The 22449-nt window shown below is 60.9% G+C and carries 23 protein-coding genes and 1 tRNA gene; 15 read left to right on the plus strand and 9 right to left on the minus strand.

Features of this window, described 5'->3' with window-relative positions:
* Positions 1-659: 659 nt before the first annotated feature.
* The 6 genes from DES52_RS22715 (at position 660) to DES52_RS21720 (ending at position 5599) form a co-directional block, all read left to right on the plus strand.
* Positions 660-1493 carry a hypothetical protein gene (locus DES52_RS22715; protein WP_146237422.1) on the plus strand — a complete coding sequence of 278 codons (834 nt, stop codon included), beginning with the start codon at positions 660-662 and terminating at the stop codon, positions 1491-1493.
* A gap of 71 nt (positions 1494-1564) precedes the next feature.
* Positions 1565-1816, plus strand: a complete 252-nt coding sequence (locus DES52_RS21695; RefSeq protein ID WP_110888929.1) for a helix-turn-helix domain-containing protein — start codon at positions 1565-1567, stop codon at positions 1814-1816.
* Positions 1813-2121 carry a hypothetical protein gene (locus DES52_RS21700; protein WP_110888930.1) on the plus strand — a complete coding sequence of 103 codons (309 nt, stop codon included), beginning with the start codon at positions 1813-1815 and terminating at the stop codon, positions 2119-2121. The genes DES52_RS21695 and DES52_RS21700 overlap by 4 nt, the downstream gene beginning before the upstream one ends.
* 133 nt (positions 2122-2254) lie before the next feature.
* A complete protein-coding gene (locus DES52_RS21705) occupies positions 2255-2533 on the plus strand; it encodes a hypothetical protein (protein WP_110888931.1) in 279 nt (92 codons plus the stop codon).
* A complete protein-coding gene (locus DES52_RS21710) occupies positions 2533-5052 on the plus strand; it encodes a YfjI family protein (protein ID WP_146237423.1) in 2520 nt (839 codons plus the stop codon). The genes DES52_RS21705 and DES52_RS21710 overlap by 1 nt, the downstream gene beginning before the upstream one ends.
* 337 nt (positions 5053-5389) lie before the next feature.
* Positions 5390-5599, plus strand: coding sequence for a MerR family transcriptional regulator (locus DES52_RS21720; protein WP_110888934.1), 210 nt, complete (start codon positions 5390-5392; stop codon positions 5597-5599).
* A gap of 113 nt (positions 5600-5712) precedes the next feature.
* On the opposite strand, the gene DES52_RS21725 is transcribed toward DES52_RS21720, so the two are convergent.
* Entirely contained in the window at positions 5713-6636 is a 924-nt protein-coding gene (locus DES52_RS21725) for a PDZ domain-containing protein (protein ID WP_110888935.1), read from the minus strand.
* 304 nt (positions 6637-6940) lie between these two features.
* Between DES52_RS21725 and DES52_RS21730 the strand changes: the two genes are divergently transcribed.
* The 4 genes from DES52_RS21730 (at position 6941) to DES52_RS21745 (ending at position 11204) form a co-directional block, all read left to right on the plus strand.
* The gene (locus DES52_RS21730; protein WP_110888936.1) at positions 6941-7618 is read left to right on the plus strand and encodes a hypothetical protein; all 678 of its coding nucleotides are present in this window, start codon (positions 6941-6943) and stop codon (positions 7616-7618) included.
* Positions 7615-8652 (plus strand): hypothetical protein, encoded by a 1038-nt coding sequence (locus tag DES52_RS21735; protein WP_110888937.1) that lies wholly within the window; start codon positions 7615-7617, stop codon positions 8650-8652. The genes DES52_RS21730 and DES52_RS21735 overlap by 4 nt, the downstream gene beginning before the upstream one ends.
* Positions 8653-8923: 271 nt before the next feature.
* Positions 8924-9415, plus strand: coding sequence for a hypothetical protein (locus tag DES52_RS21740; protein ID WP_110888938.1), 492 nt, complete (start codon positions 8924-8926; stop codon positions 9413-9415).
* A 652-nt stretch (positions 9416-10067) separates the two neighbouring features.
* Positions 10068-11204: a phosphotransferase gene (locus DES52_RS21745; protein WP_110888939.1), complete on the plus strand. Its 1137-nt coding sequence runs from the start codon at positions 10068-10070 to the stop codon at positions 11202-11204.
* A gap of 5 nt (positions 11205-11209) precedes the next feature.
* Here DES52_RS21745 and DES52_RS22720 read toward each other — a convergent pair whose 3' ends face one another.
* The 3 genes from DES52_RS22720 to DES52_RS21760 all read right to left on the minus strand — a co-directional run bounded on the left by DES52_RS22720 (position 11210) and on the right by DES52_RS21760 (position 12971).
* The gene (locus DES52_RS22720) at positions 11210-11527 is read right to left on the minus strand and encodes a hypothetical protein (protein WP_146237424.1); all 318 of its coding nucleotides are present in this window, start codon (positions 11525-11527) and stop codon (positions 11210-11212) included.
* A gap of 209 nt (positions 11528-11736) precedes the next feature.
* Positions 11737-12720, minus strand: a complete 984-nt coding sequence (locus DES52_RS21755) for an excalibur calcium-binding domain-containing protein (protein ID WP_110888941.1) — start codon at positions 12718-12720, stop codon at positions 11737-11739.
* On the minus strand, positions 12717-12971 hold the full coding sequence (locus DES52_RS21760) for a DUF3006 domain-containing protein (protein ID WP_110888942.1): 255 nt from the start codon (positions 12969-12971) through the stop codon (positions 12717-12719). Before DES52_RS21760 ends, DES52_RS21755 begins: the two co-directional genes overlap by 4 nt.
* 781 nt (positions 12972-13752) lie before the next feature.
* Between DES52_RS21760 and DES52_RS21765 the strand changes: the two genes are divergently transcribed.
* Both DES52_RS21765 and DES52_RS23205 read left to right on the plus strand, forming a co-directional pair.
* Positions 13753-14454, plus strand: coding sequence for an Ig-like domain-containing protein (locus tag DES52_RS21765; RefSeq protein ID WP_110888943.1), 702 nt, complete (start codon positions 13753-13755; stop codon positions 14452-14454).
* A 707-nt stretch (positions 14455-15161) separates the two neighbouring features.
* Positions 15162-15674, plus strand: coding sequence for a GNAT family N-acetyltransferase (locus DES52_RS23205; protein WP_170131222.1), 513 nt, complete (start codon positions 15162-15164; stop codon positions 15672-15674).
* 593 nt (positions 15675-16267) lie between these two features.
* Here DES52_RS23205 and DES52_RS21775 read toward each other — a convergent pair.
* Complete coding sequence (locus tag DES52_RS21775; RefSeq protein ID WP_146237425.1) at positions 16268-16540, minus strand: hypothetical protein; 273 nt, start codon at positions 16538-16540, stop codon at positions 16268-16270.
* A 357-nt stretch (positions 16541-16897) separates the two neighbouring features.
* On the opposite strand from DES52_RS21775, the gene DES52_RS21780 reads away from it, so the two are divergent.
* Positions 16898-17800 (plus strand): hypothetical protein, encoded by a 903-nt coding sequence (locus tag DES52_RS21780; RefSeq protein WP_110888946.1) that lies wholly within the window; start codon positions 16898-16900, stop codon positions 17798-17800.
* A 155-nt stretch (positions 17801-17955) separates the two neighbouring features.
* Here the strand turns inward: DES52_RS21780 and DES52_RS21785 are convergent, their stop codons facing one another.
* Positions 17956-18489 (minus strand): hypothetical protein, encoded by a 534-nt coding sequence (locus tag DES52_RS21785; protein WP_110888947.1) that lies wholly within the window; start codon positions 18487-18489, stop codon positions 17956-17958.
* Positions 18490-18629: 140 nt separating this feature from the next.
* Here DES52_RS21785 and DES52_RS21790 point away from each other — a divergent pair, with 140 nt between their 5' ends.
* Positions 18630-18842, plus strand: a complete 213-nt coding sequence (locus DES52_RS21790; RefSeq protein WP_110888948.1) for a helix-turn-helix domain-containing protein — start codon at positions 18630-18632, stop codon at positions 18840-18842.
* A 3-nt stretch (positions 18843-18845) separates the two neighbouring features.
* A complete protein-coding gene (locus DES52_RS21795) occupies positions 18846-20105 on the plus strand; it encodes a tyrosine-type recombinase/integrase (RefSeq protein ID WP_110888949.1) in 1260 nt (419 codons plus the stop codon).
* 93 nt (positions 20106-20198) lie between these two features.
* Here DES52_RS21795 and DES52_RS21800 read toward each other — a convergent pair.
* The 3 genes from DES52_RS21800 to DES52_RS21810 form a co-directional block, all read right to left on the minus strand.
* Positions 20199-20273, minus strand: a tRNA-Ala gene (locus tag DES52_RS21800).
* A 102-nt stretch (positions 20274-20375) separates the two neighbouring features.
* Positions 20376-21614 carry a glucose-1-phosphate adenylyltransferase gene (gene glgC, locus DES52_RS21805; RefSeq protein WP_110888950.1) on the minus strand — a complete coding sequence of 413 codons (1239 nt, stop codon included), beginning with the start codon at positions 21612-21614 and terminating at the stop codon, positions 20376-20378.
* Positions 21615-21760: 146 nt separating this feature from the next.
* Positions 21761-22449 (minus strand): DsbA family oxidoreductase (locus DES52_RS21810; RefSeq protein WP_110888951.1); only part of this gene is annotated, 689 nt, incomplete at its 5' end.

Here is a 22449-nt window from a genome sequence, read left to right on the forward strand (position 1 = left end):
TCAAAGCTTGCGAGTGCGGGACGAGGTGCGGGCGGACATCTTTTTGGCGTTCACGCAGTTGGCGTGCTGCCTGATCACCTTCAAGCAGCACGCCAAATTTTGTTAGGCGGTCTAAGACATACGTTCGTTTCTGTGTCTGGCGCGCGAGGCGCGAGTGGCGACGCGGTGAGCGCACACGTGGGGCACGCTTCACCAGCGTTCACCCGTGCTCAGTATCGGCATGTGTTTGTCGAGGAGCGGCGGCGGCTCACGTTGGACTTCTCGTCGCCTTCGAAGGAGGAGGACGAGGAGGAAGAGCAGGAGGAAAAATAGCGTTTGGGCAAAAGTTGGTCAAAAACGATAGACATCTCCCCTGTCATGCATAGTCGCATAAAGCAAGAACGCCGTCTGAGACGGCGTTCATCTTGGTGGAGGCAAAGAGATTCGAACTCTTGACCCTCCGCTTGCAAACGGGATGGGGCGATGTTTCTGTCTGTATTCATTCGATTCGAGACGTTAGCTTCTCCTCGGTTTCATCGAGGTTTTTCCACAACTACAACTTCTCAGTGTGGCTGTCCTCTGTTGCCCAATTCCAGAGATTTTACGAAAAGATTACGAACTATTGGACCTCCGATTCTTCGTCCTAGACGACAAGAATCAACCTGTTACACTGGGAAGCAATGAGCGTCACTCTTCGCCCAATGTCACAACGTGCACTGCTTGACGTTTCAGCAGTGGTGGCTAATTGGATGCAATGCCCCAAGTTCGCTTGGGACATGATACGAGCGCGAGGATGGCTCAAACGCCTTGGTTCCAAGCTTCCTCCCCTCTATGTTCACCGCGCTTTCGTTATAGGTGTAGGAGTTGGAGAATTGGAAGAAGCCCTCGGAAGGGCCGAGCGCAACGGGCCCGGTGTATTCCTAGCGTTCGTTCGGGCGGCATTTGGTCGCGTTCGCCATTCCATCCGCTGGCGTACGGCACGTAAGTATCAGAATCGTCGAGCGGAAGAATGTCGATTTGACAAGACCGTCGACCGAATGATGACTCATGCCCCCATTGATGACCGTGGATCCTGGGAAGACAGCGTTCCACTCTCCGAGCGCAGGGAACGCATGTTTCTCGAACGCCAACGCAGATTGCTTTCTAAATATGACAAGCTGTGCCCCGAAACCAAGGACTTTGTACGTAAACACTCGGCGTGTTTGATGAAACCGTTCACTAAGTTTGGGCCCGATGGAACCGCACGGTGGAATCAGCTACGTGTAAAGGTCGCTCAATACTGTCGCTCTTTGCAAGATCGCAATGCGCTCAAACGCTTCTTCGAAGAAATCTTCATCTTCCGTCGAGCGCCTGCGGACGCTTTAGCGCTCGCATTGAAGCACCATGAACAAGCAAACTTCCGGGCTTTTCTTGCTAAAAAGGTAAAGCGGTCGCTGCGTTGCGCCTGCCTTCCTCGCCCGGTTTACACCATCCCGATACCACCGTCGGCACCCCTCGCGCCTCCTGTCGCTTGAAGATCAGCCCTCAACGCTGTGTCTTCACCCCTGCCCTTGATGGGTAGGCGGCCCAACAGGGAGCCCAGTGCATGACGAACGAACAATTGAATACCCTTCACGTCCTCAAGCCTCGTGAAGTTGCTCGGCTGTACCGTCTCTCGGACGCAACCGTGTATGACGCTCTACATGGCCAGAATGCCTTAGGTGAGCGCGTGCCCCGCTTGCCCGCCTCTCGTTTCGGCAAGACGTACCGTGTACGCCGGGAAGACGCCGAGGTGTGGTTCCTCGCTTACTCGACACTGCCAGAGCAAGTGCAACCCGAACACGGGGGCGCACAATGACGAAGCCCGCCATTCAAGGCGGGCAAAGCGCGGGCGGCGCTGCTGTCATTCTACCCGCCTTGCCCTTCACCCTGCCAGACCATGAAGCGCTCCTCGGCCTCCTCGCCGTGACGCGCGCCGAGTTGCGCGCCCTCGACGCACAAATGACGGTGCTCTCTCAACTCATCCTCGACGCCAAGGGCGGCAACGCGGACGCGGTGCGCGAGTACCGCGCGTTGGAAGCCAAGCGCCCGCACCTCTGGTACCGCGTGCGGCTCCTCGACGCGGCCTTGTGGCTTCTCGAGCGCGAAGAGGTGACGTTGTGAGACGAACCGCGCGACAGAAACTCGAAGCGCTCCGCTCGCTCGCCTTGCTCGACGTGAAACGCGGACACAACGTCCAAGCGGCCTTAAACGTCCTTGACGCACTCTCGAAGATCGGCGTGAAAGGTGGGCAAGCATGACGCACCCCACCTCCTCCGAGTTCACGCCGGTCGAACGCTTCGTGCTCCTCGACGCGTGGCGCGGTGCGCCACGCTTCTACTCGAACGTCATGCCATCGCAACTCACGCACGTCATCGGAGGCAGTACCTTCACACCCGTTCAGATCGGTAAGGCGCGGCATGCCCTCGTGAAACGCGACCTTCTACGCTTGCGCGGCCCGAGCGTGCTCCTCACCGACAAAGGGCGGCGACTGGCGAAGACGCTCACGGCGGAACTCGCCGGGGTGGTGCTGTGATGCCATCCGCTCTGACCGCGCCCGCTGAACTCTTCGCGGCGTACTTTCTCCCGAACCCCTTGAAGCATGGGCGATTCAAAGGATGGAAGGGAACAAAGAAGATCGTCGAAACACTCGAAGGTCAACCCGTCACGGTCGCCATGCTCGAAAAGCACCTCGGAGTGGGCAAGTTCCTTCCGTCCGCTCTGGGGTATTTGCCGGGCACCTTCGACGGCACCCTGTCCGGCGCCGTCGATATGGACGCCAAGGATTACCCCAGCGTGGAAGCGCTCGCAGCGGCGAAAGAACGCCTCCTCGCCGAGTGCGCCGCCCTCAACGTCGAGGTGTACCCCGAGCGGTCCTCATCCGGGCGAGGCTGTCACGTCTGGCTGTTCACGGATGACCTCGTAACTTACCGCGACATGCGCGCCGCGCTGCGTTTCTTCGTGAACCGCGCCGCCCTGCCCGCCTCGACGGAAGTCTTCCCGAAAGGGGATGACGCCGCTTCGAACTGGCTGATCATGCCGTACCACGGGGCGCTTTGGCAGAACGGCGGGCGGCTCGGCGCGACGTACCTCGAAACGACGGATGGCGAGGCGATCCCTGTCGATGAACTCGACGAGTGGATCACGCGCAACCCGGCGAGCGTCGTAAGGAACCTCGCCGCCCTCGAAGGACAACGAACCACGGCGGGGACTTCCAGCGGTTCGAGCGGTGAGGGTGCCCTCGCTCTCGTGAACGCGCTCGCTCGCGCGGCCTTGCAGAAAGCGCCGTCTGCTCGGCATGACGCGGCGGCAGCGTTCCTCAACGTCGCGCATCGCGCCGAGCAACTCGAAGCAATGCTGACGGCCCTCGGCGGCGAGGACGTTCACGCCGTGTGGTGCGCGGACGGTTCACGCGACCTCGACGAGTGGCGCGACGAAATCGCGCGTTGGGCGGAGCACATCGAAGAAGGCAAAAGCGACCGTCAACGCGGCTTCCCGTACCTGAAAGAACAAGGTTTCGATCTTTCAGCGGTGCCCCTCCCCTCCACCGCTAAAACCGCTGAAAGTCCCGAGGAACCTTGGGGCGAACGGCAATCCCTGCCGCCCGTGCGACCGTCCGCGCCGACCATGCCGCCCGACATGGTGCCCGCCTCCATTCGCGCGTGGCTCCTTGACCTCGCCGAGTTGACCTGCGTGCCGCTCGAATGCGTGGCCGCGTCCGCCATCGCTGCCTTCTCCGGCTTGCTGGGGCGTACCGTCGTTCTGAAACCCGAGCGCTTCACGAGTTGGCGGGTGGTGCCGAACCTGTGGTATGCGGTGGTCGCCCCGCCGGGCAGCATGAAGACCTTTCTATACGGCGAGCCGACACGGTTCCTGAAGGTGCTCGAGGAACGCGCTCGGCAAGCGTTCGAGGACGCGAAGCTTGAAGCGGAAGTCGAAGCGGAAGCGTTGAAGTTCGAAGAAGCGCAACTCAAGAAAGGCAAGAGCTTCTCCCGAGAGAAACTGCTCGACCTCAAACGACGAGCGCAAACCCTCGACGTGACGTGCAAACGCTACTACGTCAACGACGCCACTCCTGAGAAGCTCGGCGAGTTGCTCAACGAGAACCCACGCGGCTTCGTCGTCCTGAAAGACGAACTTGCCGCGTTCATCGATCAACTCAAACGCGAGGATCAAGCGACCGCGAGGGGCTTCTACCTCTCGGCGTGGGATGGCAACGAAGGGTACACCTTCGACCGCATTCAACGCGGCACCATCCGCATTCCCGCGACGTGCCTCAGCATCATCGGCGCGATTCAGGAAGGCCCGTTGCAGAAGTTCGTGAACGATTCCCGCTCGGGATCGGCGGGCGATCAAGGAATGCTGCAACGCTTCCAACTCCTCGTGTGGCCTGACAACCTCGGTGAGTGGAAACGCCCGACACGCCGAGGGAACGAAGCGGCGTTCGACGCGGTGCTGCGCGTAGCAGAAGTCATCGATCGGTGGTACCCACCCTCGGAGGATGGGCCGCACGTGCTGACGTTCGACGAGGAAGCGCGCGGCCTCTTCGAAGCGTGGCGGGACACGCTGGAAGTTCGCACGCGCGGCGGTGATGAGGAATTGAGGCGCGCGGGCTCGTTCGCGTCGCACCTCGGGAAGTACCGCTCCCTCGTGCCGTCCCTCGCTCTTGTGTTCCACGCGCTCGAGCACGCCGAGCGGAACGCACGCCTTGACGACGTGCCGCCCGTGAGCGCGGACGCGCTGGAACTCGCGCTGAACTGGGCGGAGTTCTTGGAGGTGCACGCGCGCAAGGTGTACGCGGCGGAACTTGGCTTGTCCTTCGCGGGCGTGCGCGCCCTTGCCGAGAAGATCAAGGCGGGCGCCGTGAAGGACGGGATGGACACGTACACGCTGCGCCGCAAAGACTGGCAGTTGCTGCAAGGTTCCCTGTTCGACGAAGCTCTCGACGGGCTCGTGTCGCTAGGATGGGCTCGACGGGTGGAAGTGGAGACGGGCGGGCGACCGCGTGAAGTCTTCCGCCTGCACCCGGATCTTCGAGAAGGCGGTGAGGCGTGAGCGTATTCCAGATGCGGCGATATCGCACGAACGCCCCCACCCTCACCGCTGAAACCGCTGAAAGCCTACCTTCGACGCCTTCTAGCGGTTCTAGCGGGAGCCTCCCCGGCGCTTTCGTAGAATCACGCCTTGAGGTTGACCCGTTCGAGGTGGGCAAGGCGTGCGGGTACTGCGGGAGTTGCGCGCGTTGGACGTTCGACGGGTACGGCTACCTCGGGGCGTGCTCAACCGGGCGGTACGCGCACGGCCTCGACGGAGCGTATGACGAGTCGGTGTTCACGTCCGTTCACATGCGCTGCGGCGTGCAAGCCGGGCGAGGCTGGAAGGGGAAACGCCCGTGAGCGACGGCGTGCCGAACGTCCTCAGTCTCAGCGTGACCGCCGACGTGCTCGGCGTGAGCTACGAGACGCTCCGAGGGCAAGCCGACCGTGGGCACGTCGCGTGCGTGCAATTCACGCCACGCGGCAAACGCTGGGTGCGCCGTGAGGAAGTCGAACGCCTTGCGCGAATGCTCCACGTCATTCCTGACTTCTCGCACGCCTTATAACGTTCGACAGATTGCATGAGCAGAGGCAAGGTCATTGTTTCCCGCAGGTAGTGTTGTAGCTCCTACCTCTGCTCCAATCGCCAATAGTTGCTCGCTCCGTGGAGGTTCGGCAATCAATCCTCCTGAAGTGCCACACGCGTCATCGTAATTCGCATCAGTGCCGCACCCACACCCCGCCGAACACTCACCGTGAATTGACTGCCAGGTGTGCCTTGCAAGCGCTCACGAACCGTTCGGTTATTCAACCCCTTCAAGGAACGCCCGTCGACTTCTACGATCTCATCCCCGACCTTCAGCCCGGCCTTCTCTGCTGGCTTGCCCGGCATCACGTCCGTGACGAACACGCTGTCCGAGCGCCGACGAATCATGTCGAACTCGAACCCGGCTCCCGCATACGTTCGGTAAATTCGCCACACCAAGCTTTTCGGCAGCGGTTGGTTCGTGAACCGACGCTCGTCCAGCCCGTTCTGGTTGAGTCCTTTCCGTTCCAGCAGCAAGAAATTCCAGCCAGCCGCAAGCTTCCAGTCAAGGTCTTGCACAATGTGCTCGCATGTGATCCGGCCCTTCATGCTGGTCGGTGAACGCTGCAAAACCAGCATGGCAGCGTAACTTCCAGCTGGGCTGGGAATCTGCGGTGCGCTGAACATCGAGATGTTTCCAAGCCGTTTATCGCCTTGGTACACATCCAGCTGGAATTGATCTCCCGTGGCATCCTCTGGAGTGACCGTCACCTTGCCCTGGCAGTCCTGTTCCGAGTTGAAAAATAGGGTGGTCACGGGAACGAGATAAATACTCTGCAATTCCTTGGAAGTTGGCAGAGTGATGTGGAAGACACCTTGTTCGTCGACACGTCCCTTAGCAAGGGGAAAGCCATTGTGGACGAGCCGAACTTCCCCTGCTTTTCCTTTCGGCCAATCAACGATCGCTCCGGTGAGCGTTCCTGAGACCGGCACGGCTTGGGCAGCGAAACCGAGGATCAACGTCGAGAGGGTCAATTGTACGAATCGACGAATCACAACAACCTCCGAAGCGAACATGTGCTGCGAGTGGAGTTGCCAACGCTGAAATCGTTTGCCCCCTTTCGTTGAGCATCACTCGGCCTTCCTCGTGACGTGTGATGCGGTAAGGATGTCAAAAGCAGGTCGAAGCACTACTGCTACGTAGCGCATTCCGACTCGAGAAGCAGATACCTAATTGTCTGCTTAATAACACTGAAGTTCTAGTCCCCTGGCGCTTTATCACCACGACGAGCGGTTCCATTGATACGAGTCGCTTCGTGTGATACGAGCAGTTTTCGCGCTCTCAGCAGCATTTTCGCGCGTCCTTCGAGATAATCTAGGCATGAAGAAGCCCGACGCCTTGCACGCCGACCTGAACGCCCTCAAGCGAGACACGCCGAAACTCGAACGCATCGTGAACGAGCACGCGCGGCGCGTCGATGACCTTCTTCGTGACGTCGGCGCGGGCCGCGCTTCGTACCAGGCGCTCATGGCCGCCGAGGGGCAGCTCGGCACGGCGAGGGGAATGCTCGAGCAGCATCACGCCGAAGTGAAGGCCCTTGAGGATCGCCTCGTGAAGCGTGAGCGAGCCGAGCAGGAGAAGACGCACCTCTCGCAGATCGCCACGGCCACACGGCGGCACGCGCGCTTCCAAGCCCGGCAGCGCTGCTTGCTTGAAGAGTTGGACTCGCGTATTCACGCGGTCATGAGTGAGTGCCTCGCGCTTCACGCCCTGGCGCATGAGGAGCGCGGGCGGGCGCTCGGCCTGGCCGCTGGGATCGTGGAACGGCACGCCGGGCCGATGCCGAGCACGAACGACGCGCACGCCGTCAACGCTTGGCGGGAACGGATGCGCCTCGTATTGAGCAGCGCGGCGGGGGAAGGGCACGCGCCCCTGTCGGACGTGACGCACCTCGAACTGTGGCCCGTCGCGGGCTTCGAGTTCGCGTCCCGCCTCGAGTTTCGTCCGCACGTGCGCCCATCACCCTTGGATGTGCGCGCTTTCGACGAGGGCGCATGAACAGCGAAAATGCGAAACAAACGCTCGAACGAGTTGACGGGCGCACCCTGAACGCACGCACGCACGGCGCACTCTCTGATAGCGTGCCCGACTTCGAGTGGGAAGCGTACGAGGAGCACCTCGCCGGGATCACGACCTCACTCACACCCGTGGGCTACCTCGAAGAGCGCCTCGTGGCACGCATCGCCTTGAACTTGTGGCGTCTCGCTCGCCTGGAGCGGTGGGAGGCGTGGCAACTCGAAGCGAGCGCCGAGGACGCCGAGGTGCGCGCTCGGTACGGTGGGCACACGATCTTCGATGAGTTCGACGAGCAACGCACTTTGAGGGAGTTGTACGAGAAGGCCCCGGCGCTCATGGCTCCGGTGCCGACGCTCAGCGCGGGGGAGGTGCGCGGGCATCTCGCGGCGTTGGAGCACAAGACGCCCGCGCACGTCCTCGCCCCTGACATGCTCGAGGACGTGCGGGCGAACGCCGCTGAGTTCCTGAGGGAAGGGGAGCTGCTCTTGGCCTTGTCCCGTGGGCAGCTCCCTGAAGGCATGAGCGACGAGGATCGTTCGAACGTCGGTTTCTTCTTCCAGCGGTACTTCGACGAGTGCGGCCTCAAACCGAAGAAGTACCTCACGGCAGCGATGGGTGCGGTTCCTTCGAGTGACGACTTCGCCGCGCTGGAAGACTACGAGCTGGTGTGGTCACACGAGATGCTCGAGCACGCCTTGTCGTTCGCGCTGAGCTTGAAGGTTCCAACGGCGGAGACTCTCGTGATGGTCGCCGCAACGAAAGGCAGCGCCACGCGACGTAAAGGTGAAACGATCCTCGCGCTGGCCGCGCGAGGCGAGCAACTCGTGACGCGGGGCGTGCAAGCCGTGAGTATCCCCAGCGAAGCGGCCCTCGAGAAGCTCCAGCGGTACGAAACGCACCTCGAGCGGCAGTTGTACAAGGCGATGCACGAACTCGAAGCGCTTCAGGAGCGACGAGCAGGCCGGGCGTCTCCTCTCGCGCGGCTTGAGGTTCACTGCTCGCCAAGTGAAGGGTGATGACACTCGGAAAATTGGGCACTCTTTCGGGTACTCAATGCGCATTTGGCTGCGAGGTCATGTCACACAAAGGTCTACGCTTGGACATCGCTGCTTCCTTAGCCACTTGGCAAGCGAAAAATTAAAGGGGTAATAAAGATCAGCGGCATTTCAATGAAGAAAAAAAGCGTAAACTAAAGTAAATCTAAAAGGGATGCTATGATCCTCACCTTGCAACACGGTCACTTTCGGTGAGGGGAGCGAATAGTGAGACCGGCCCAGGGGAGGCACCATGAACCAGGCCCATGCGCGCTCCTTGGTCGCCATCACGCTTACCGTCCCCTTTTGGCTCACTCCTGTTGTAGCCAGTGACTTCGGCCTTCGCAACCTCAAGGGAATTCAGGTGTGTACAGACGAAGCGAGCGTGCAAGCGCAGGACAACACTGACATGCAGGACGCACTTCTAACGGCCATTCGCGCCCAGTTACACGACGGTGCCGTGACGACACTGGAAGGAGCTTGTCGAGCACGTCGAGACGCTCTCTACCTCCTGCTCAACGTCGATTATCAAATCGCAGCGGCCTTTTCCACGGAAGTGGCGCTCTTCGACCTGAATGCCGCCGGGTACCCGGATGGGGTCAAGGTGTATGCGCGGGGCAGCTTTGGGCGTGCAGGCGATGCACCAGCGCTCATGGAATTCGTGTTGTCGGATTTCGTCGAGTTCATCATGGATTGGCGTGAACAAAACAGCCTTCCCACGAATCGGCTGAATCGGCAGTCGTGAAGGAACTGGGCTTGTCCGTCGTTGAATTTCAAGCTGCCACCTTGCATGTTTCCTGCTTGGCACGAAGGAACTTGCTGTGCGAGCGGGGCGCCAACTCATAGGCGAAAAGCTATTCGTGGCATTATGTTAGCTTCCTCTTTTCATCTAAAGGCTAATGAGAGGGGACGTGAAGTCACGCGAGGTTAGTAAAAGTTCGTATTTTCGTCGGCTTTTTTCGTCATTCTTCGTGCCCGGCAACGATTCGACGTGCCACGCGAGGAAAGCGTGTGATCGTGGCGCGCACAGGGTATGAGGCGCAACGTTCCAGCTTTCAGGCGAGTGGTTGACAAATAGCAACCGATCGCGGAGCACGCAGGCGCGTCAGGTAACGACGCTCCTTTTTACTTGTCAGAGTTGTTAGTTTCACCGGGCAGCGCGGGGGGCTTACCACGCAGACCAATCTAAGGGAATCTTAGCTGCGTCGGGCAGCTCGGCAGGGAGCGCGTGAAAGTGTCGAGTCGCGTTCGGAGCTTTAGCAAAACTTACAGAGTCCTACATGTCTTCGTCACGTCCTCGCCTGTGGCGACATCAAACGGCCCCGCCTTCCCGTGACAGCTAAGCGAATGCGGCACAATGAAGGCACACCGCCATCACTTCGAGGAAGGGAGCAGCTATGACCTCCAGCAACTTGGCCGTCATCCAAGCACTCCACCCCACCACCCTGACGCACGTTCTTCGGCAGCACTGGCCTCAACAGCCCTTCGAGGTGACGGACTTCACCGCCGACGTGCTCAGCCACCAAGGCGTCACCAGCCACGACACGTTGTTCCTGCTGCAAGGCCACGCCCTCACCGAAGGCACCCTCCAACCGTGGTCACTGGTCCTCAAAACGTTCGAGAAATTGGATGCCCAGCAGCAGTCACACGACCTTTGGGCCCTGACGCGGGAGTACGAAGCGTACCATTCCAATTTGCTCAGCAACCTGCCTGGTCCCGTGCGAGTACCTCGGGCCTACGCCCTCACCGAGCGTGGAGATCAACGGTGGCTGTGGTTGGAGTACGTGCGCGAAACGACGCCGACGTGGACGCTTGAAACCTACGCGCACGCCGCGCGTCAACTCGGCGCGTTCAACGGAGCGTACCTCACCGGAACCCCGCTGCCCGACGCTCCTTGGTTGCTGCGCAACTTGGTGGAGCAGTGGTCGACGATGTTCGCTCCAACGTCCGCGTGGCAAGCGCCGCTGGTGCGACAGTTCTTCCCGCCGGACCTCCAAGCGAACGTCTTACGATTGTGGGACGAGCGAACGGTGTTCTACCAGGCGTTACGGTCGCTCCCGCAGGTGTTTTCGCACTTCGATTTTCACCGCCGGAACCTGCTCGTTCGCCATGAGGAGATCGTTGCTGTGGACTGGGCGTGGTGCGGTCATGGCGCGGTTGGGGGGGACGTGGTGAGCTTGGTGGGCTCGACGTGCATGCTGGGCGAGTGGGACGTTGAAGAAATCGAGGTGTTGGAAGGCGTGGTGTTCGAGGCGTACCTCGAGGGGCTGCGGATCGCCGGGTGGCGAGGAGACGCGTCCGTGGTGCGGTTGGGGTACGCGGCATGGCTGGCGTTGCATTTTGGGCTGGTCGGGCCGACCTTGACCGCTGTTTGGACGCTGGAGGACCGGCAGGTGCGGGCAACCGAGCTGTTCGGTGGAACACCCGAGGAACTGGCCGGGAGATGGTCGGTCCTGACGGAGTTCAGCTTGCGGCGTGCCGAGGAGGCGCGGGCACTCTTGAGGATCGCGCAGCCCTACACCGACCTTCGGTAAAAGCTTCAACCTCGTGCGGACTGAACGGTGTGGCCAAGTGCTGCAGATTCAATAGCAGCCTCGAGTGGATCGACGAGGGGCGGGCCGTCTCGGAGGAGCTTCACGAGGATCGGTGCGAGGTGGGCGCGCACTTCTTCGGCTGTGCATCGCTGGAAGGTCAGGGTGAAGGCGCGCGTGGGCGGTTCGAGGAAGCTGACGCGCACTGTGCCGTCTTCGTGAATGTGGACGTGCACGAGGTCGAAGGCGTCCTCGTGCACGTGAAAGTCAAAGCCGGGCGGCGTGGATCGACGAGACAAGGGTGTAACGGTGAGCACGCGGGACACGTTAGTCAGGGAAGGTGAACGCCAGGAAAAATCAGGGCAGCTCGAGGCATGAAAAAAGCGCCCTTTTGAGGCGCTGATATGGAAAAGATAGCGTCATATGCGCTGCGAGAACGCCATTCGTGGTGCTTGTCGGACGCGCCAGTGAAGCGTTGTTGCAGAAATGCAACGTCGTGTCACGTGTTCCTCCCGAGACGTCTTCCCTCCGGGTGTCACTCGCAGGCGATGCCATCACCGTCCCGATCGAGCTTACGGCTGTACCCTGGCTCACCCACACGAATCGGTGCGGCACCCGCCGCCCGTACGGCCGAGCAGTTGGCGTACGTGACGTTCGATGACGGCAACGGCGTGACGGGCACGGCCTTCGTCGTCGTGGTTGGGGCCGGTCCTTTCGACACACTCGTCGTGAACGTCCCGTTCGTCTTCACGGTGAAGGTCACGGTGCCGTGCACGTCCGTGCGGAACACGGTCGCGCCGATGTTCTTGTACAGCGCGAGCGCTTCCGACGACGGATGCCCGTAATTGTTCGGTCCCACGCCGATCACGACCACCTTCGGTTGCAGCACGCTCAGCCACGCGGCACTGTCGTTGTGCTTCGATCCGTGGTGCAGCGCCTTGTACACGTTCACGCCGCGCAGTTGCGGTCCGTACGCCGCCGCCCACCCTTTCGTGGTGCTCGGTTCGGCATCCCCACCCAAAAACATCTTGAACGTCCCGTACGTCAGCAGCACCCCGACGGAGTTCGCGTTTTGATCCTTAGCGGGCACGGTGCTTGGCGCGGGGATCACTTGCAGCTTCACGCTCGCGCCGAGGTTGATGGTGCGGGCCGTCGCGCGCAACCCTTGCGTGCCCGCCGCTTGGAAGGCGGCGAGGACGCGCGCATACGTCTGCGTGCTCGCAGCGAGCCCGTTGTTGAGCAGCGTGCGCGGCTTGAACGCCTGGGCGACGAACTCGAAGCCGCCAATATGATCTGCGTCGCCTTGGCTCATCACCGCGAGGTCGAGTTGCTTCACCCCGAAGGACCGTAGGAGCTCGGCGGCCGCGCGTCCTCGTCCAGCGTCGTACAGCATGCTCTTGCCGTCCGGGGTGGTGACGAGAACGGCGTCCCCTTGCCCGACATCGAGAAAGCGAATCACAAGGTCTTGCGCGCTCACGGTGGACGCGAGGAGGAACGCGGCGAGCAGGAGGCGCTTCACAGTTGCACGTCTCCACCATCATCGGCCGCGTTCAAGGCGTTGAGAGCCGCTTGGTTGGTGCTGAGGGCTCGCTTCGAGGCTTCGACGTCGAGGGTGAAGGTGACGGTGCCGTCGTGCGCGTGCACGCGCAGATAGTCACCTTCCTGCGCTTGACTGGGCAGCCATGCGCGGGGAAGGTCGAGGAGGCGACCTTCCCACTCGACGCGGGCAAGATCGGCTTCGAAGCCGTCAATGACGATGAAGTTTGGCATGATACGTCATGCTACTGTCCGCATCAGAGTGCCGTCGGGCTTCTGGGGTGTTGCAAGGTTTATGGCGAGTGGATGTACGTCCGTATGAGCTTACGCAGGCGCTGAGTGGATTGTGACGAGGAGGATTCGAGCTGTCAGTGTGTCGATTCCACGACTCGATAGAACATGCATTGATAAGCGGTGTGAAGTGCGCCGCGAGCGGCAACTCTACAAGACGATGCACGAACTCGAAGCCTTGCAGGAGCGGCGAGCGGGCCGGGCGTCGCCCCTGGCGCGGCTTGAGGTTCACGGCTCGTCGGTCGAAGAGTGACGACCTGAGGTTTTCTAAGGTTTTCACCCGTGCGGGGTGTTCGTAAAAATTCGTATTTTCGTTGGCTTTTTTCGGCATTTCTCGGGCGTGAATCGAAACGAGGCTAATGGGGCGACAAGCAGAACGGCAGTGAGTTGAAGCTCTTTGGATGAAGAACACGTGGTTCCAGCTTTATGAAACCCCCTCGTTTGTGAGGAGCGTCTAAGCGTACGCTTTAAAAGCAACACAACCGGGATGCAACGACCTTCGCCTCAAGTACGGTCACTCAAGGCGGAGCGAGCAAATAGTGAGACCGACCCGGGGGAGGAATCTATGAACCAGGCATCGCCAGGCCGTTCAGCTTCCCTCGCTCTGATCATCGCCCTTCTCCTTGGAGGAGGATTCACCGCGCTCGCCGGTGGAAGGGAACCTCCCGCTTCATCGGCCTCCACCTCGGCCAACGCGTTCACAGTGAAGACCACCCTCGCGGGCATGGCGAATACGACATTGCCGTTGCGTGTTGCATGGGTAGCCACGCCCAGCATCGAAACCTACGACATTCGCACCGTGCAGTTCTTCATCGACGGCAAGCTTGTTTCAACCCCGCAGAACGCGCCGTACCGATTCAACGGTCCCGGGAACTTCCTGGTCACGACCTTCCTGACGCCTGGAAGGCACACGTTCACCGCGACCGTCACGGCCCTCGACGGTCGCAAGGCCTCGGAAACCGTCACGGCCAACGTCGCCGCCGCACCGCAACCGCCCGCCGCACTTGCTGGCGCTTGGGAGCGTGTCATCACCAAAGAGCAGTTCGACGCTGCCGGACTCGACACGGGCAACGATCCCGTGCTGTCAACGCTTCTCGGACGTCCCTGGCGCATCATCATCGATTCAGCTGGCTTGTGGACGATTGACCCCATGCCGTCAGGCGGCCTTCTACACGTCAACATTCGAGGTAACACACTCACCACCCTGGGGCCTATTCGAACAGGACCAAATGACGCGGTGTTCGCGTACGGTGCACCCCTCGGTGGGGATAACTACTGTGGTCCCGTGAACCGGGACGAAGGGGCATACAGCTGGGCCGTCACAGGCAATCAACTCACCCTTCGCGCCGTGAAGCCCGCATGTGCTTCCGAAGAGGTCATTCTCACCGGTACGTGGACGCGCGTCACGCCCACCCCGAAACGCTGAGCGAGCAACTTAATCATCAGCAGTTGATTGGTAGCCCTCGGGGGCGCTCTTTGCGCCCCCGAGGGCGCGGCATTGTCGGCAACGTGGGAACGGGCTGTTCGCGTTTGAGAGGTGAAGCGCAGCGTGGAAGGAGAGACGGGCGCAACGTTCCAGCTTTCGGCAGAGTGGTTGACAAATAGCAATCGATCGCAGGGCACGCGGGCGCGTCAGGTAATGACGCCCCTTTTTTATGGTGTCTGTTTTGTCTGTTTCACCGGGCAACGCTGGTGTGGTAAGTGTTGCGGGGCGTGACCTTGCGGGGAACGTTTAGCGGCAGACTGGGGGGCATGAGCCGGGGACCGGGCCGGGTACAGCGGGGCATCCTGGGGCACTCGAAGGCGGGCCGCTGGACTGCCGGACGCTGGCCCTCACGGTGCAGGCCAGTGAGGAAAGCACACCCCGGGCGCTGCGAGGTCTGGCCGCCCGGGGCCGGGTCGCCTGCCTGGGGTACGGGCCGGTGTTCGTTCTGCATGAATCGAGCCGGGTTCTGGGCCTCTCCACAGTCTGGAGAGGCGAAGGTGAATCGTTATGAGCGCCCGTTCTGCTTAAGCGTATTCGAGCCATACAGGAACACGGTTCACAAAACGGTTGATGCAGTCGCGTCAGCCCTTGACTCATGCTTCTTGACGCTGCACTCTGATGATGCTCACTCTGAGACAGGAGGCGTAATGCTGTCCATTGATCAGGTGTCTACCCTTCAGCAGCGTGAAACCGTCATCGATCTCTTCCGGGAGTTCCTGATCTGGAACAAGGACGAGTTGCTTCGGAACTATGGGATTGAATGGGATTACCAGGAGACTCTAGAGCACGATCGCGCGACCCTGGATCAGTTCATGCCGCCCTCCGGCCGCTTGCTACTGGCGACAGTAGACGGAGTCCCTGTCGGAACGCTGTCGATGAGAGTTCATACTGATGGAGCCGCAGAGCTGAAGCGGATGTATGTGCGGCCGTCTCAACGGAACGCGGGAATTGGAGTGGCACTGGTGACTCGAATTATCGAGGAAGCCCGGCACAATGGCCATCGTTTGCTCCGGCTCGACAGTGCGGGTTATATGCCTGCGGCACATCGGTTGTACCGTCGCCTGGGTTTTCAAGACACGGAGCCGTACCCAGAGAGCGAGATCGCGGAAGAGGAAGAATTGCTGAAGTACTGGGTTTTTATGGCCTTACCCCTCGATTAGCGGACACGTGAGGGGGTCGTGGCCGGTTGGTCATGCGTCATCCTGTAGCCCGGTGAGACGAAGTATCAGGGCATGGGTGCAATTGTGCCCACGCTCAGATCGGCCTAGTGTGGGGGAGTCTGTTCGTATCCCACTTCCAGGTGTCCCCAGGCTGAGGCGTCGAGCTGGGGGCAGCGGGCAGCTCGGTAGGGAGCGCGGGCGGTTCCTCGAGGTTTCAGCCCTGAAGAAATGAAGGCATCGGCAGCGGAACAGGATGAAGCAGGATCGCGGACCATGCGTGCGTCAGGTGTTGTCAGGTCGCGCTCGAAACCTTAGCAAAACTTAGCAACCTCGAGCGGTTCGACGAGCGTGAAGAGGGAAACGAAGAAAGCGGCCATTCCTGGCCGCTGATAACTTCAACATAGCGTCGTATGCGCGGTGAGTCAACGGTATTCGCGGACCTCTAGGAATCTCTAGCTTCCCGTGTCGCTCAGGGTGTCTCCCCACGCGCGGGAAGCGTGTTCCCATGCTTCGTTGAAGGCGCGCATCACGCGCACGTCAAGCGCGGTCGCTCGGAAGAGCGCGAACGGCTCGCCGTCTCGCATTCCAAGCCTTCAAAGGTTCGAGGAAGAGGAAGCCGGTACGCGGGCGCGTGGGTCGTCCTTGAGAAGCTTCACGAGAATGGGCGCGAGACGTTCGTGCATCTCGTCAGGCGTGCCCTCGTCGAAGGTGACGGTGAAGGCGTGCGTGGGCGGCTCGAGAAAGCTGACGCGCGCTGTGCCGTCTTCGTGAATGTGGACGTGTGCAAGGTCGAAGCCATCCTCGTGAATGTGGAAGTCGAAGCCGGGCGGATTGGATCGACGAGATAAGGGTGTAACGGTCAGCACGCGTACCACGCTAGCGAGGAAAGGTGAACGCCAGGAAAAACGCAGGGCAGGTCGAGGTACGAAAAAAGCGCTCTATCGGACGCCAATAAAAAAGACGGTGTTGTATTTGCGGTGAGTCAATGCGGCTCGAAGACCGTGTCAAGCGATTCCCCTAAGATGCTCTCGAAGCTCACATAGCTCTTTTCGACTGTGAGTAACAAATAGGAGCGCCTTTATAAAAGGTCGATCGAATGAGTTGAATTTAAAAGTACGCTCAAGAAGCAACATTAAACAACCGGGATGCAACGACCTTCGCCTCAAGTACGGTCACTCAAGGCGGAGCGAGCGAATAGTGAGACCGCCCCGGCGGAGGTACGTATGAACCAGGCACCCGTACGCCGTTCACTCGCCTTGCGCCGTCTCGGCACGCTCACCGTCCTCGCCTTGTCCAGTAGTTTGCTCACGGGAACCGCTCAGTACACAACCCCCATCACTTTGCGCGTCACGTCCTCCTTCGACGGGCGCATCACTCTGCCACTACGCTCGAAGTGGATCGTGAAGGTCTTCATGACCCCGGACGACACGTCTTTCGCAGGCAACACCCTCTTCTTTCCACGTGACGAAGTGGAGTCGCCACAGGAGAACATCGAAAGCGTAACGTACCTCGTCGACAATCAGGTGCGGTGGATCGCTCGGAAAATGCCGTACACCTACGGCGGTTGGGCCGGGTACTTCACTACCACGTGGCTCAAGCCGGGTAAGCACACCTTCACCGCGGCCGTGAAGATGACGGACGGCCGCACGGCTTCGAACACCGTCACGGCCACCGTGGGCAAACCGCCTGCGCCGCCTGCGGCGTTGGCAGGCATGTGGACGCGGAACATCCAACCGCCTCAGGCGGAGCTTCAAGGCAAGTGGAACCTCGTCTTCGATGAGATCGGCACGTGGTTGACGGACCCTACGAGTACTGGGGTGGCTGAGTTGATGAGCGTGCAAGGTGACACCCTGTACGTGATCAGTCCGATTCAAATGGGCCTGGCAGACATTGGCGTGCCGGCGTACGGAGCCAAGAGCATTGGCGGAAATACCTGTGGCGATGGAGGCGCTCAGTCTCTTCAATACCCGGTGAGTGCCTTCAAGTGGGCGGTGAAAGGCGACCAGTTGACGTTGACGCACGTCAAGACCCAGAATGCTTGCCCGGATCGGGCGTTCCTATGGTCGGGCACGTGGACACGCGTGAAGAACCCGCCGGCTCGAGGCTCTCTTATTCCCGGCAAATAACGTTCGGTAACGTGGAGTTGGACGAGAGCGAGCCACAATCTTCATCGATTGTGGCTCGCTCTCGTACCCTCAGGCCCTTTGAAGGATGGAGGCTTCTCCTGCGTACATGGACTGTGAGCTTCGACGTGCTCAAGGGGGGAGCGGTCCAGCGAGCGTCAGGCGGTCAGGGCGGGCGTGAGTTCAAGCCACGCGCGAAGTACGTCGTCCCCTTCAGAGGTGAGAACGTGGTACGCGCGGGCGCGCGGCGTGGTGTACGCGACGAGCAGGAGGCCCGCGCGGGGCGTGAGGAGCACGTCTTCGTGCTCGGGAATCGTGACGCGCTCGCCGCTTTCAAGGGTGAGGTGTACGTCGTTCGTGTCGAGGTCGAGGCTCATGCTTTTGATGCGGGGAAGGTGGTTCATCTCGTCGGCTCCTTCGAGGGAAGGGGGGAGAAATCCCCCCTCGCGTTTTAGGCGTAGATCGTGCGAGCGGGGACGCTGAAGCCGCGGGTGCGAAGCTCGAGGCGCAGGGCGGGCCGCGTCGTGCGCGAGGTTCCAGCCGCCGAGGGTGCCGACGAGTTGCGCGGTGTAGAAGCCGTTCTGCCCGGTGACTTCGATTCTGTGCGTGGGGAGTTGCAGGGCGAGCGCGGCGACTTCGAGGGTGTCTTCGTATCGGTCGGCTTCGAGTTCGATGCTGTACGCTTGGGTCATTCCATTCACCTCGTGTGGATTCCTTGGAAAGGCGGCTACTTTGGTCGGTTGGCGCTCTTCTTTGGTGTCTCTATATTACCGGATTCTGGTTAGTGTCTCAACCGACTTCCGGTAATAACCGGAATGTGTTAAGGTGGGGTATGAACGACGAAATACGCGGCAAAGTAGACGAACTGCTCAAAGAAAAGGGCCTCACCCGCTCCGACCTAGCACGCGCGGCAGGCAAGACGCCTCAGGCGATCACACGCGCTCTGAACGGCGGGAAAGACGGCGGCGGGCAACTGCCCGGCATCTGGGCCGCGATTTTCGATGCGCTCGACGTGAAACTCACCATCGAGAGGAAGGACGGCTGACACATGTCAGGACGCGGGCGGCGTAGGGCAAGCGGGCAAAAGCAAAAACGGGGACACGGCGAAGGCACCTACAAAGTGCTTCCTGACGGGCGGTGCCGCTGGCAGATCGGCGTGACGCTTCCCTCAGGCGAGTTCGCGCGCAAGTCGGGCACCGCGCCGAGCGAACGTCTCGCGCGGGCTGCCGTGCGGAAAATCGTCGAGGCCGCCGAGAAAGGGCAAGCGCCCACGAAGACGAAGCTCACGGTCGGCGAGTTCGTCGAGGCGTGGATCGAGTCGAGAGAATCACTTTCGGGTCGAACGCGCGACATGTACAAGGACTACTTACGCCTGTACATCAAGCCGCTTATTGGCAGCGTCAAGCTCGCCGGAGTGACGCCGCAACGCCTACGCGACTTCTACCGTGAAACGCAGCAACGGCGCACCCTCGACGAGACGGACGCGAAAGGCAAGCCTAAACAGCTTGCGGGCCTCGGCGCATCGGCTCGCGTGCATGTTCACAACATCCTTCACGGGGCGCTGGCGCAAGCGTACAGTGACGGCCTCATCTCAGCGAATCCTGCCGCCGCACCGAACGTGCGACCAAAGGCCGCGACGGTGAAAGAACGCGAGCTGAAGTCGTTCACGCCGGACGAAGCACAGAAGTTCTACGAGGCCGCGCGAGCGGATCGAGGCGGTGTGCTCCTCGCGTTCATGCTCGCTACGGGCGTACGACGCGGCGAAGCCATAGCCATAAAGTGGAACGTCGTTAACCTCGAGGCGGGTTTACTCGAAGACGGAACCCCCTACGGAACGGTTGACATTCGACTTACTCGTTCGCAGTCAGGCTCGAGGGTGTACGAAGGCCCACCGAAGACGCCCACCGCACGCCGTCAGATCACGGTGACGGGAGAAGCGCTTGAGTTGCTGAAGTTCGTCAAAGCGCGAACCGAGAAGGAACGTGCGGCCCGGCTCGAGCACTACGAGGTGACCCCGTACGTCTTCACGACGTTGCGAGGCACGCCGTACCGCCCTGACAACATCGGGCGCATGATGAACGATGTGTGCAGGAAGGCGGGTGTCAGAACGCTCAATCCGCACGCCTTAAGGCATACCTTCGTGTCAGTCTCAGGGATGAACGGCGCGTCATTAGAAGCTATTAGTGCTCATGTCGGTCATGCGTCATCTTTCATGACGCACCAGTATCGCCACTCCTTTCCAGAGGAGCGGCGGCGGTTGACGCTCAGCTTCTCGTCTTCGAAGCCGCTTGGCGAGGAGTCGGAATAGCGTTTTACGAAAGGATTACGAAAAGCGCCTCATTCCTACCCTGTTCTGCATAGCTGCACAAAGCAAGAACGCCGTCTTAGACGGCGTTCTTCTTGGTGGAGGCAAAGAGATTCGAACTCTTGACCCTCCGCTTGCAAAGCGGATGCTCTCCCGCTGAGCTATGCCCCCACGGGCGAAGCGTAGCCTAGCAGAGGATCGCGAGCTTGACAAGCCGCTTTCCCCTTTGTACCCCTCTCCACGGGTGGAGAGGGGTACGGGAGCGCTTGGTCCTCAGAAGGTGTACGACTTCGGCACGACCACGATGCCGCCTTCGGTTCGGGCGAAGCCTCTCGCGGCGTCCTCGTCGGCGTCGATCCCGATGCGGGTGCCGGGCGGAATGATGACGTCCTTGTCGATGATGGCGTTGCGAATGTGCGAGTGCCGACCGACTTCGACGTTGTCGAAGATGACGGCGCCTTCGACGAGGCTGTACGAGTGCACGCGAATGCGCCGCCCGAGGACGGAATCTCGCACGGTGCCGCCCGAGATGATGGTGCCGCCCGATAAGAGCGAGTTGAAGCTCTGGCCGCGGCGCTCGGCGGCTTCATGGACGAACTTCGTGGGCGGGCTGAACTCGGCGGCCGTGCGCAGGGGCCACTCGGGGTTGTACAAGTCGAATTCGGGGCTGACGGACACCAAATCCATGTTCGCCTCGAAGTAGGCGTCCAGCGTTCCGACGTCCCGCCAGTAGGTGTTGGGCCCGGCCTGTCCGGGAATGGGGTTTCGCAGGAAGTCGTAAGCCATGACGTTGTAGCCGTCTTTGAGGGCCATCGGCAGGATGTCCTTGCCGAAGTCGTAGCCTTCGTCGTCGCCGCGCGCCGCCGTCTCCAAGAGTTCTTCGAGGGCTTGGCGCGAGAAGATGTAGTTGCCCTGCGACGTGAGGACGGTATCGGGATTGCCGGGCAGGGTGCTGGGGTCGGGCTTTTCGAGGAAGTCCGTCACGCGTCCGCGCGAGTCCGTCGTCATGACGCCGAAGCGAGCGGATTCAGCGGCAGGCATGGGGTAGCTGGAAATGGTGATGTCGGCGCGCGTGTCGCGGTGGAAGTCGAGCATGTGCGCGACGTTCATTTTGTAGATGTGGTCGCCGGAGAAGATCGCGACGTAGTCGGCTCCGTAGTTGTCGACGAGGTGGAGGTTTTGGTAAACGGCGTCGGCGGTGCCCCGGTACCAGACAGGCCCGAGTTCCTCGTAGCGGTACATCTGCGCGGGCACGAGGGTGATGAAGTAGTCGGACAGGAACGTGCCGAAGCGCCAACCGCGCTGAATGTGCTCGGTGAGGGATTGCGCCTTGAATTGAATGAGGACGTAGATGGAGTAGATCTCGGAGTTGATGAAGTTGTTAAGGGCGAAGTCGATGATGCGGTACTTGCTGCCGAACGGAACCGCCGGTTTGGAGCGTTTTTGAGTGAGGGGGAAGAGGCGCGAGCCTTGCCCGCCTGCGAGGATCATGCCGAGAACGCGTTGTTTCATGAAGGCCTCCGTGATGCGAGTGGAATGATGTGAATGAGGATACTCGTACGGCCAGTGTAAACCGCATTCGCCGAGTCATCCTACCTTCGAGGAGTCTTCATGAGTGGATCGACGCGCGAAGTGGAGCGCCGAACCCCTTTGGGGTCTCAAGGCGTGAAAGCGGCTCGCTGTTCGCGCACCCAACGCAGGGCCTGCAGCATGGCCGACTTGGGTTGGGCGCCGTTCACGGCGTACTGTTCGGCGAGGACGTAGAAGGGCACGCCTTGGACTCCGGCCTGCGCGGCGGCGCGCTGAGCCTCGTCGACATCAGCTCGGAAGCGCTCGGACGCGAGGAGGGCACGCGTGTCGTCGGGCGTCAACCCGCCGCGCTCCGCGAGGGCGACGAGCGTCGCGGGGTCGCGCAAGTCGGCGCCTTCCTCGAAGTAGCCTTTCATGACGCTGAGGGCGACGCTCGTCTGCACGCCGCGCTCGCCCGCGAGGAGGATGACGCGGTGCGCGTCGACGGTGTTGGGAGCCGAGGCAACCACATCGAAGCGAAAGCACAAGTCGTCGTCGCAGGCGTACTGCTCGACGTGCTCGAAGGCGCGGCGCATGTTCTGCTCGCCGCCGAACTTCTCGGTCGCGTACGGCTTCCACTCCGCGCCTTCCTCGGGCATGTCGGGCCGAAGTTGGAAGGGAATCCAGCGTACGTCGAGGGCTTCGTCTCGCGTGAGGTCGTCGATGCGTTTGAGGCCGATGTAAAGTGCGTCTGAAAAGCGTGCAGGACGAGATTTTCCCGTTTCATGAGGTTGGTCGACGATAGAGGTCGAGGTGATGTCCCGTGAGTCGACCCGCG

Origin of the sequence: Deinococcus yavapaiensis KR-236 (genome assembly GCF_003217515.1) — a bacterium.
In the GTDB taxonomy this organism is placed as follows: Bacteria; Deinococcota; Deinococci; order Deinococcales; family Deinococcaceae; genus Deinococcus_A; species Deinococcus_A yavapaiensis.

Coding starts and splice junctions, on each gene's coding strand:
- DES52_RS21730 (WP_110888936.1), top strand. CDS start 6,941: ATGAAGAAGCCCGACGCCTTGCACGCCGACCTGAACGCCCTCAAGCGA.
- DES52_RS22715 (WP_146237422.1), top strand. CDS start 660: ATGAGCGTCACTCTTCGCCCAATGTCACAACGTGCACTGCTTGACGTT.
- DES52_RS21725 (WP_110888935.1), bottom strand. CDS start 6,636: ATGTTCGCTTCGGAGGTTGTTGTGATTCGTCGATTCGTACAATTGACC.
- DES52_RS21745 (WP_110888939.1), top strand. CDS start 10,068: ATGACCTCCAGCAACTTGGCCGTCATCCAAGCACTCCACCCCACCACC.
- DES52_RS21785 (WP_110888947.1), bottom strand. CDS start 18,489: ATGACCCAAGCGTACAGCATCGAACTCGAAGCCGACCGATACGAAGAC.
- DES52_RS21795 (WP_110888949.1), top strand. CDS start 18,846: ATGTCAGGACGCGGGCGGCGTAGGGCAAGCGGGCAAAAGCAAAAACGG.
- DES52_RS21740 (WP_110888938.1), top strand. CDS start 8,924: ATGAACCAGGCCCATGCGCGCTCCTTGGTCGCCATCACGCTTACCGTC.
- DES52_RS21700 (WP_110888930.1), top strand. CDS start 1,813: ATGACGAAGCCCGCCATTCAAGGCGGGCAAAGCGCGGGCGGCGCTGCT.
- DES52_RS23205 (WP_170131222.1), top strand. CDS start 15,162: ATGCTGTCCATTGATCAGGTGTCTACCCTTCAGCAGCGTGAAACCGTC.
- DES52_RS21710 (WP_146237423.1), top strand. CDS start 2,533: ATGCCATCCGCTCTGACCGCGCCCGCTGAACTCTTCGCGGCGTACTTT.
- DES52_RS21735 (WP_110888937.1), top strand. CDS start 7,615: ATGAACAGCGAAAATGCGAAACAAACGCTCGAACGAGTTGACGGGCGC.
- DES52_RS21760 (WP_110888942.1), bottom strand. CDS start 12,971: ATGCCAAACTTCATCGTCATTGACGGCTTCGAAGCCGATCTTGCCCGC.
- DES52_RS21790 (WP_110888948.1), top strand. CDS start 18,630: ATGAACGACGAAATACGCGGCAAAGTAGACGAACTGCTCAAAGAAAAG.
- DES52_RS21780 (WP_110888946.1), top strand. CDS start 16,898: ATGAACCAGGCACCCGTACGCCGTTCACTCGCCTTGCGCCGTCTCGGC.
- DES52_RS21695 (WP_110888929.1), top strand. CDS start 1,565: ATGACGAACGAACAATTGAATACCCTTCACGTCCTCAAGCCTCGTGAA.
- DES52_RS21705 (WP_110888931.1), top strand. CDS start 2,255: ATGACGCACCCCACCTCCTCCGAGTTCACGCCGGTCGAACGCTTCGTG.
- glgC (WP_110888950.1), bottom strand. CDS start 21,614: ATGAAACAACGCGTTCTCGGCATGATCCTCGCAGGCGGGCAAGGCTCG.
- DES52_RS21765 (WP_110888943.1), top strand. CDS start 13,753: ATGGCGAATACGACATTGCCGTTGCGTGTTGCATGGGTAGCCACGCCC.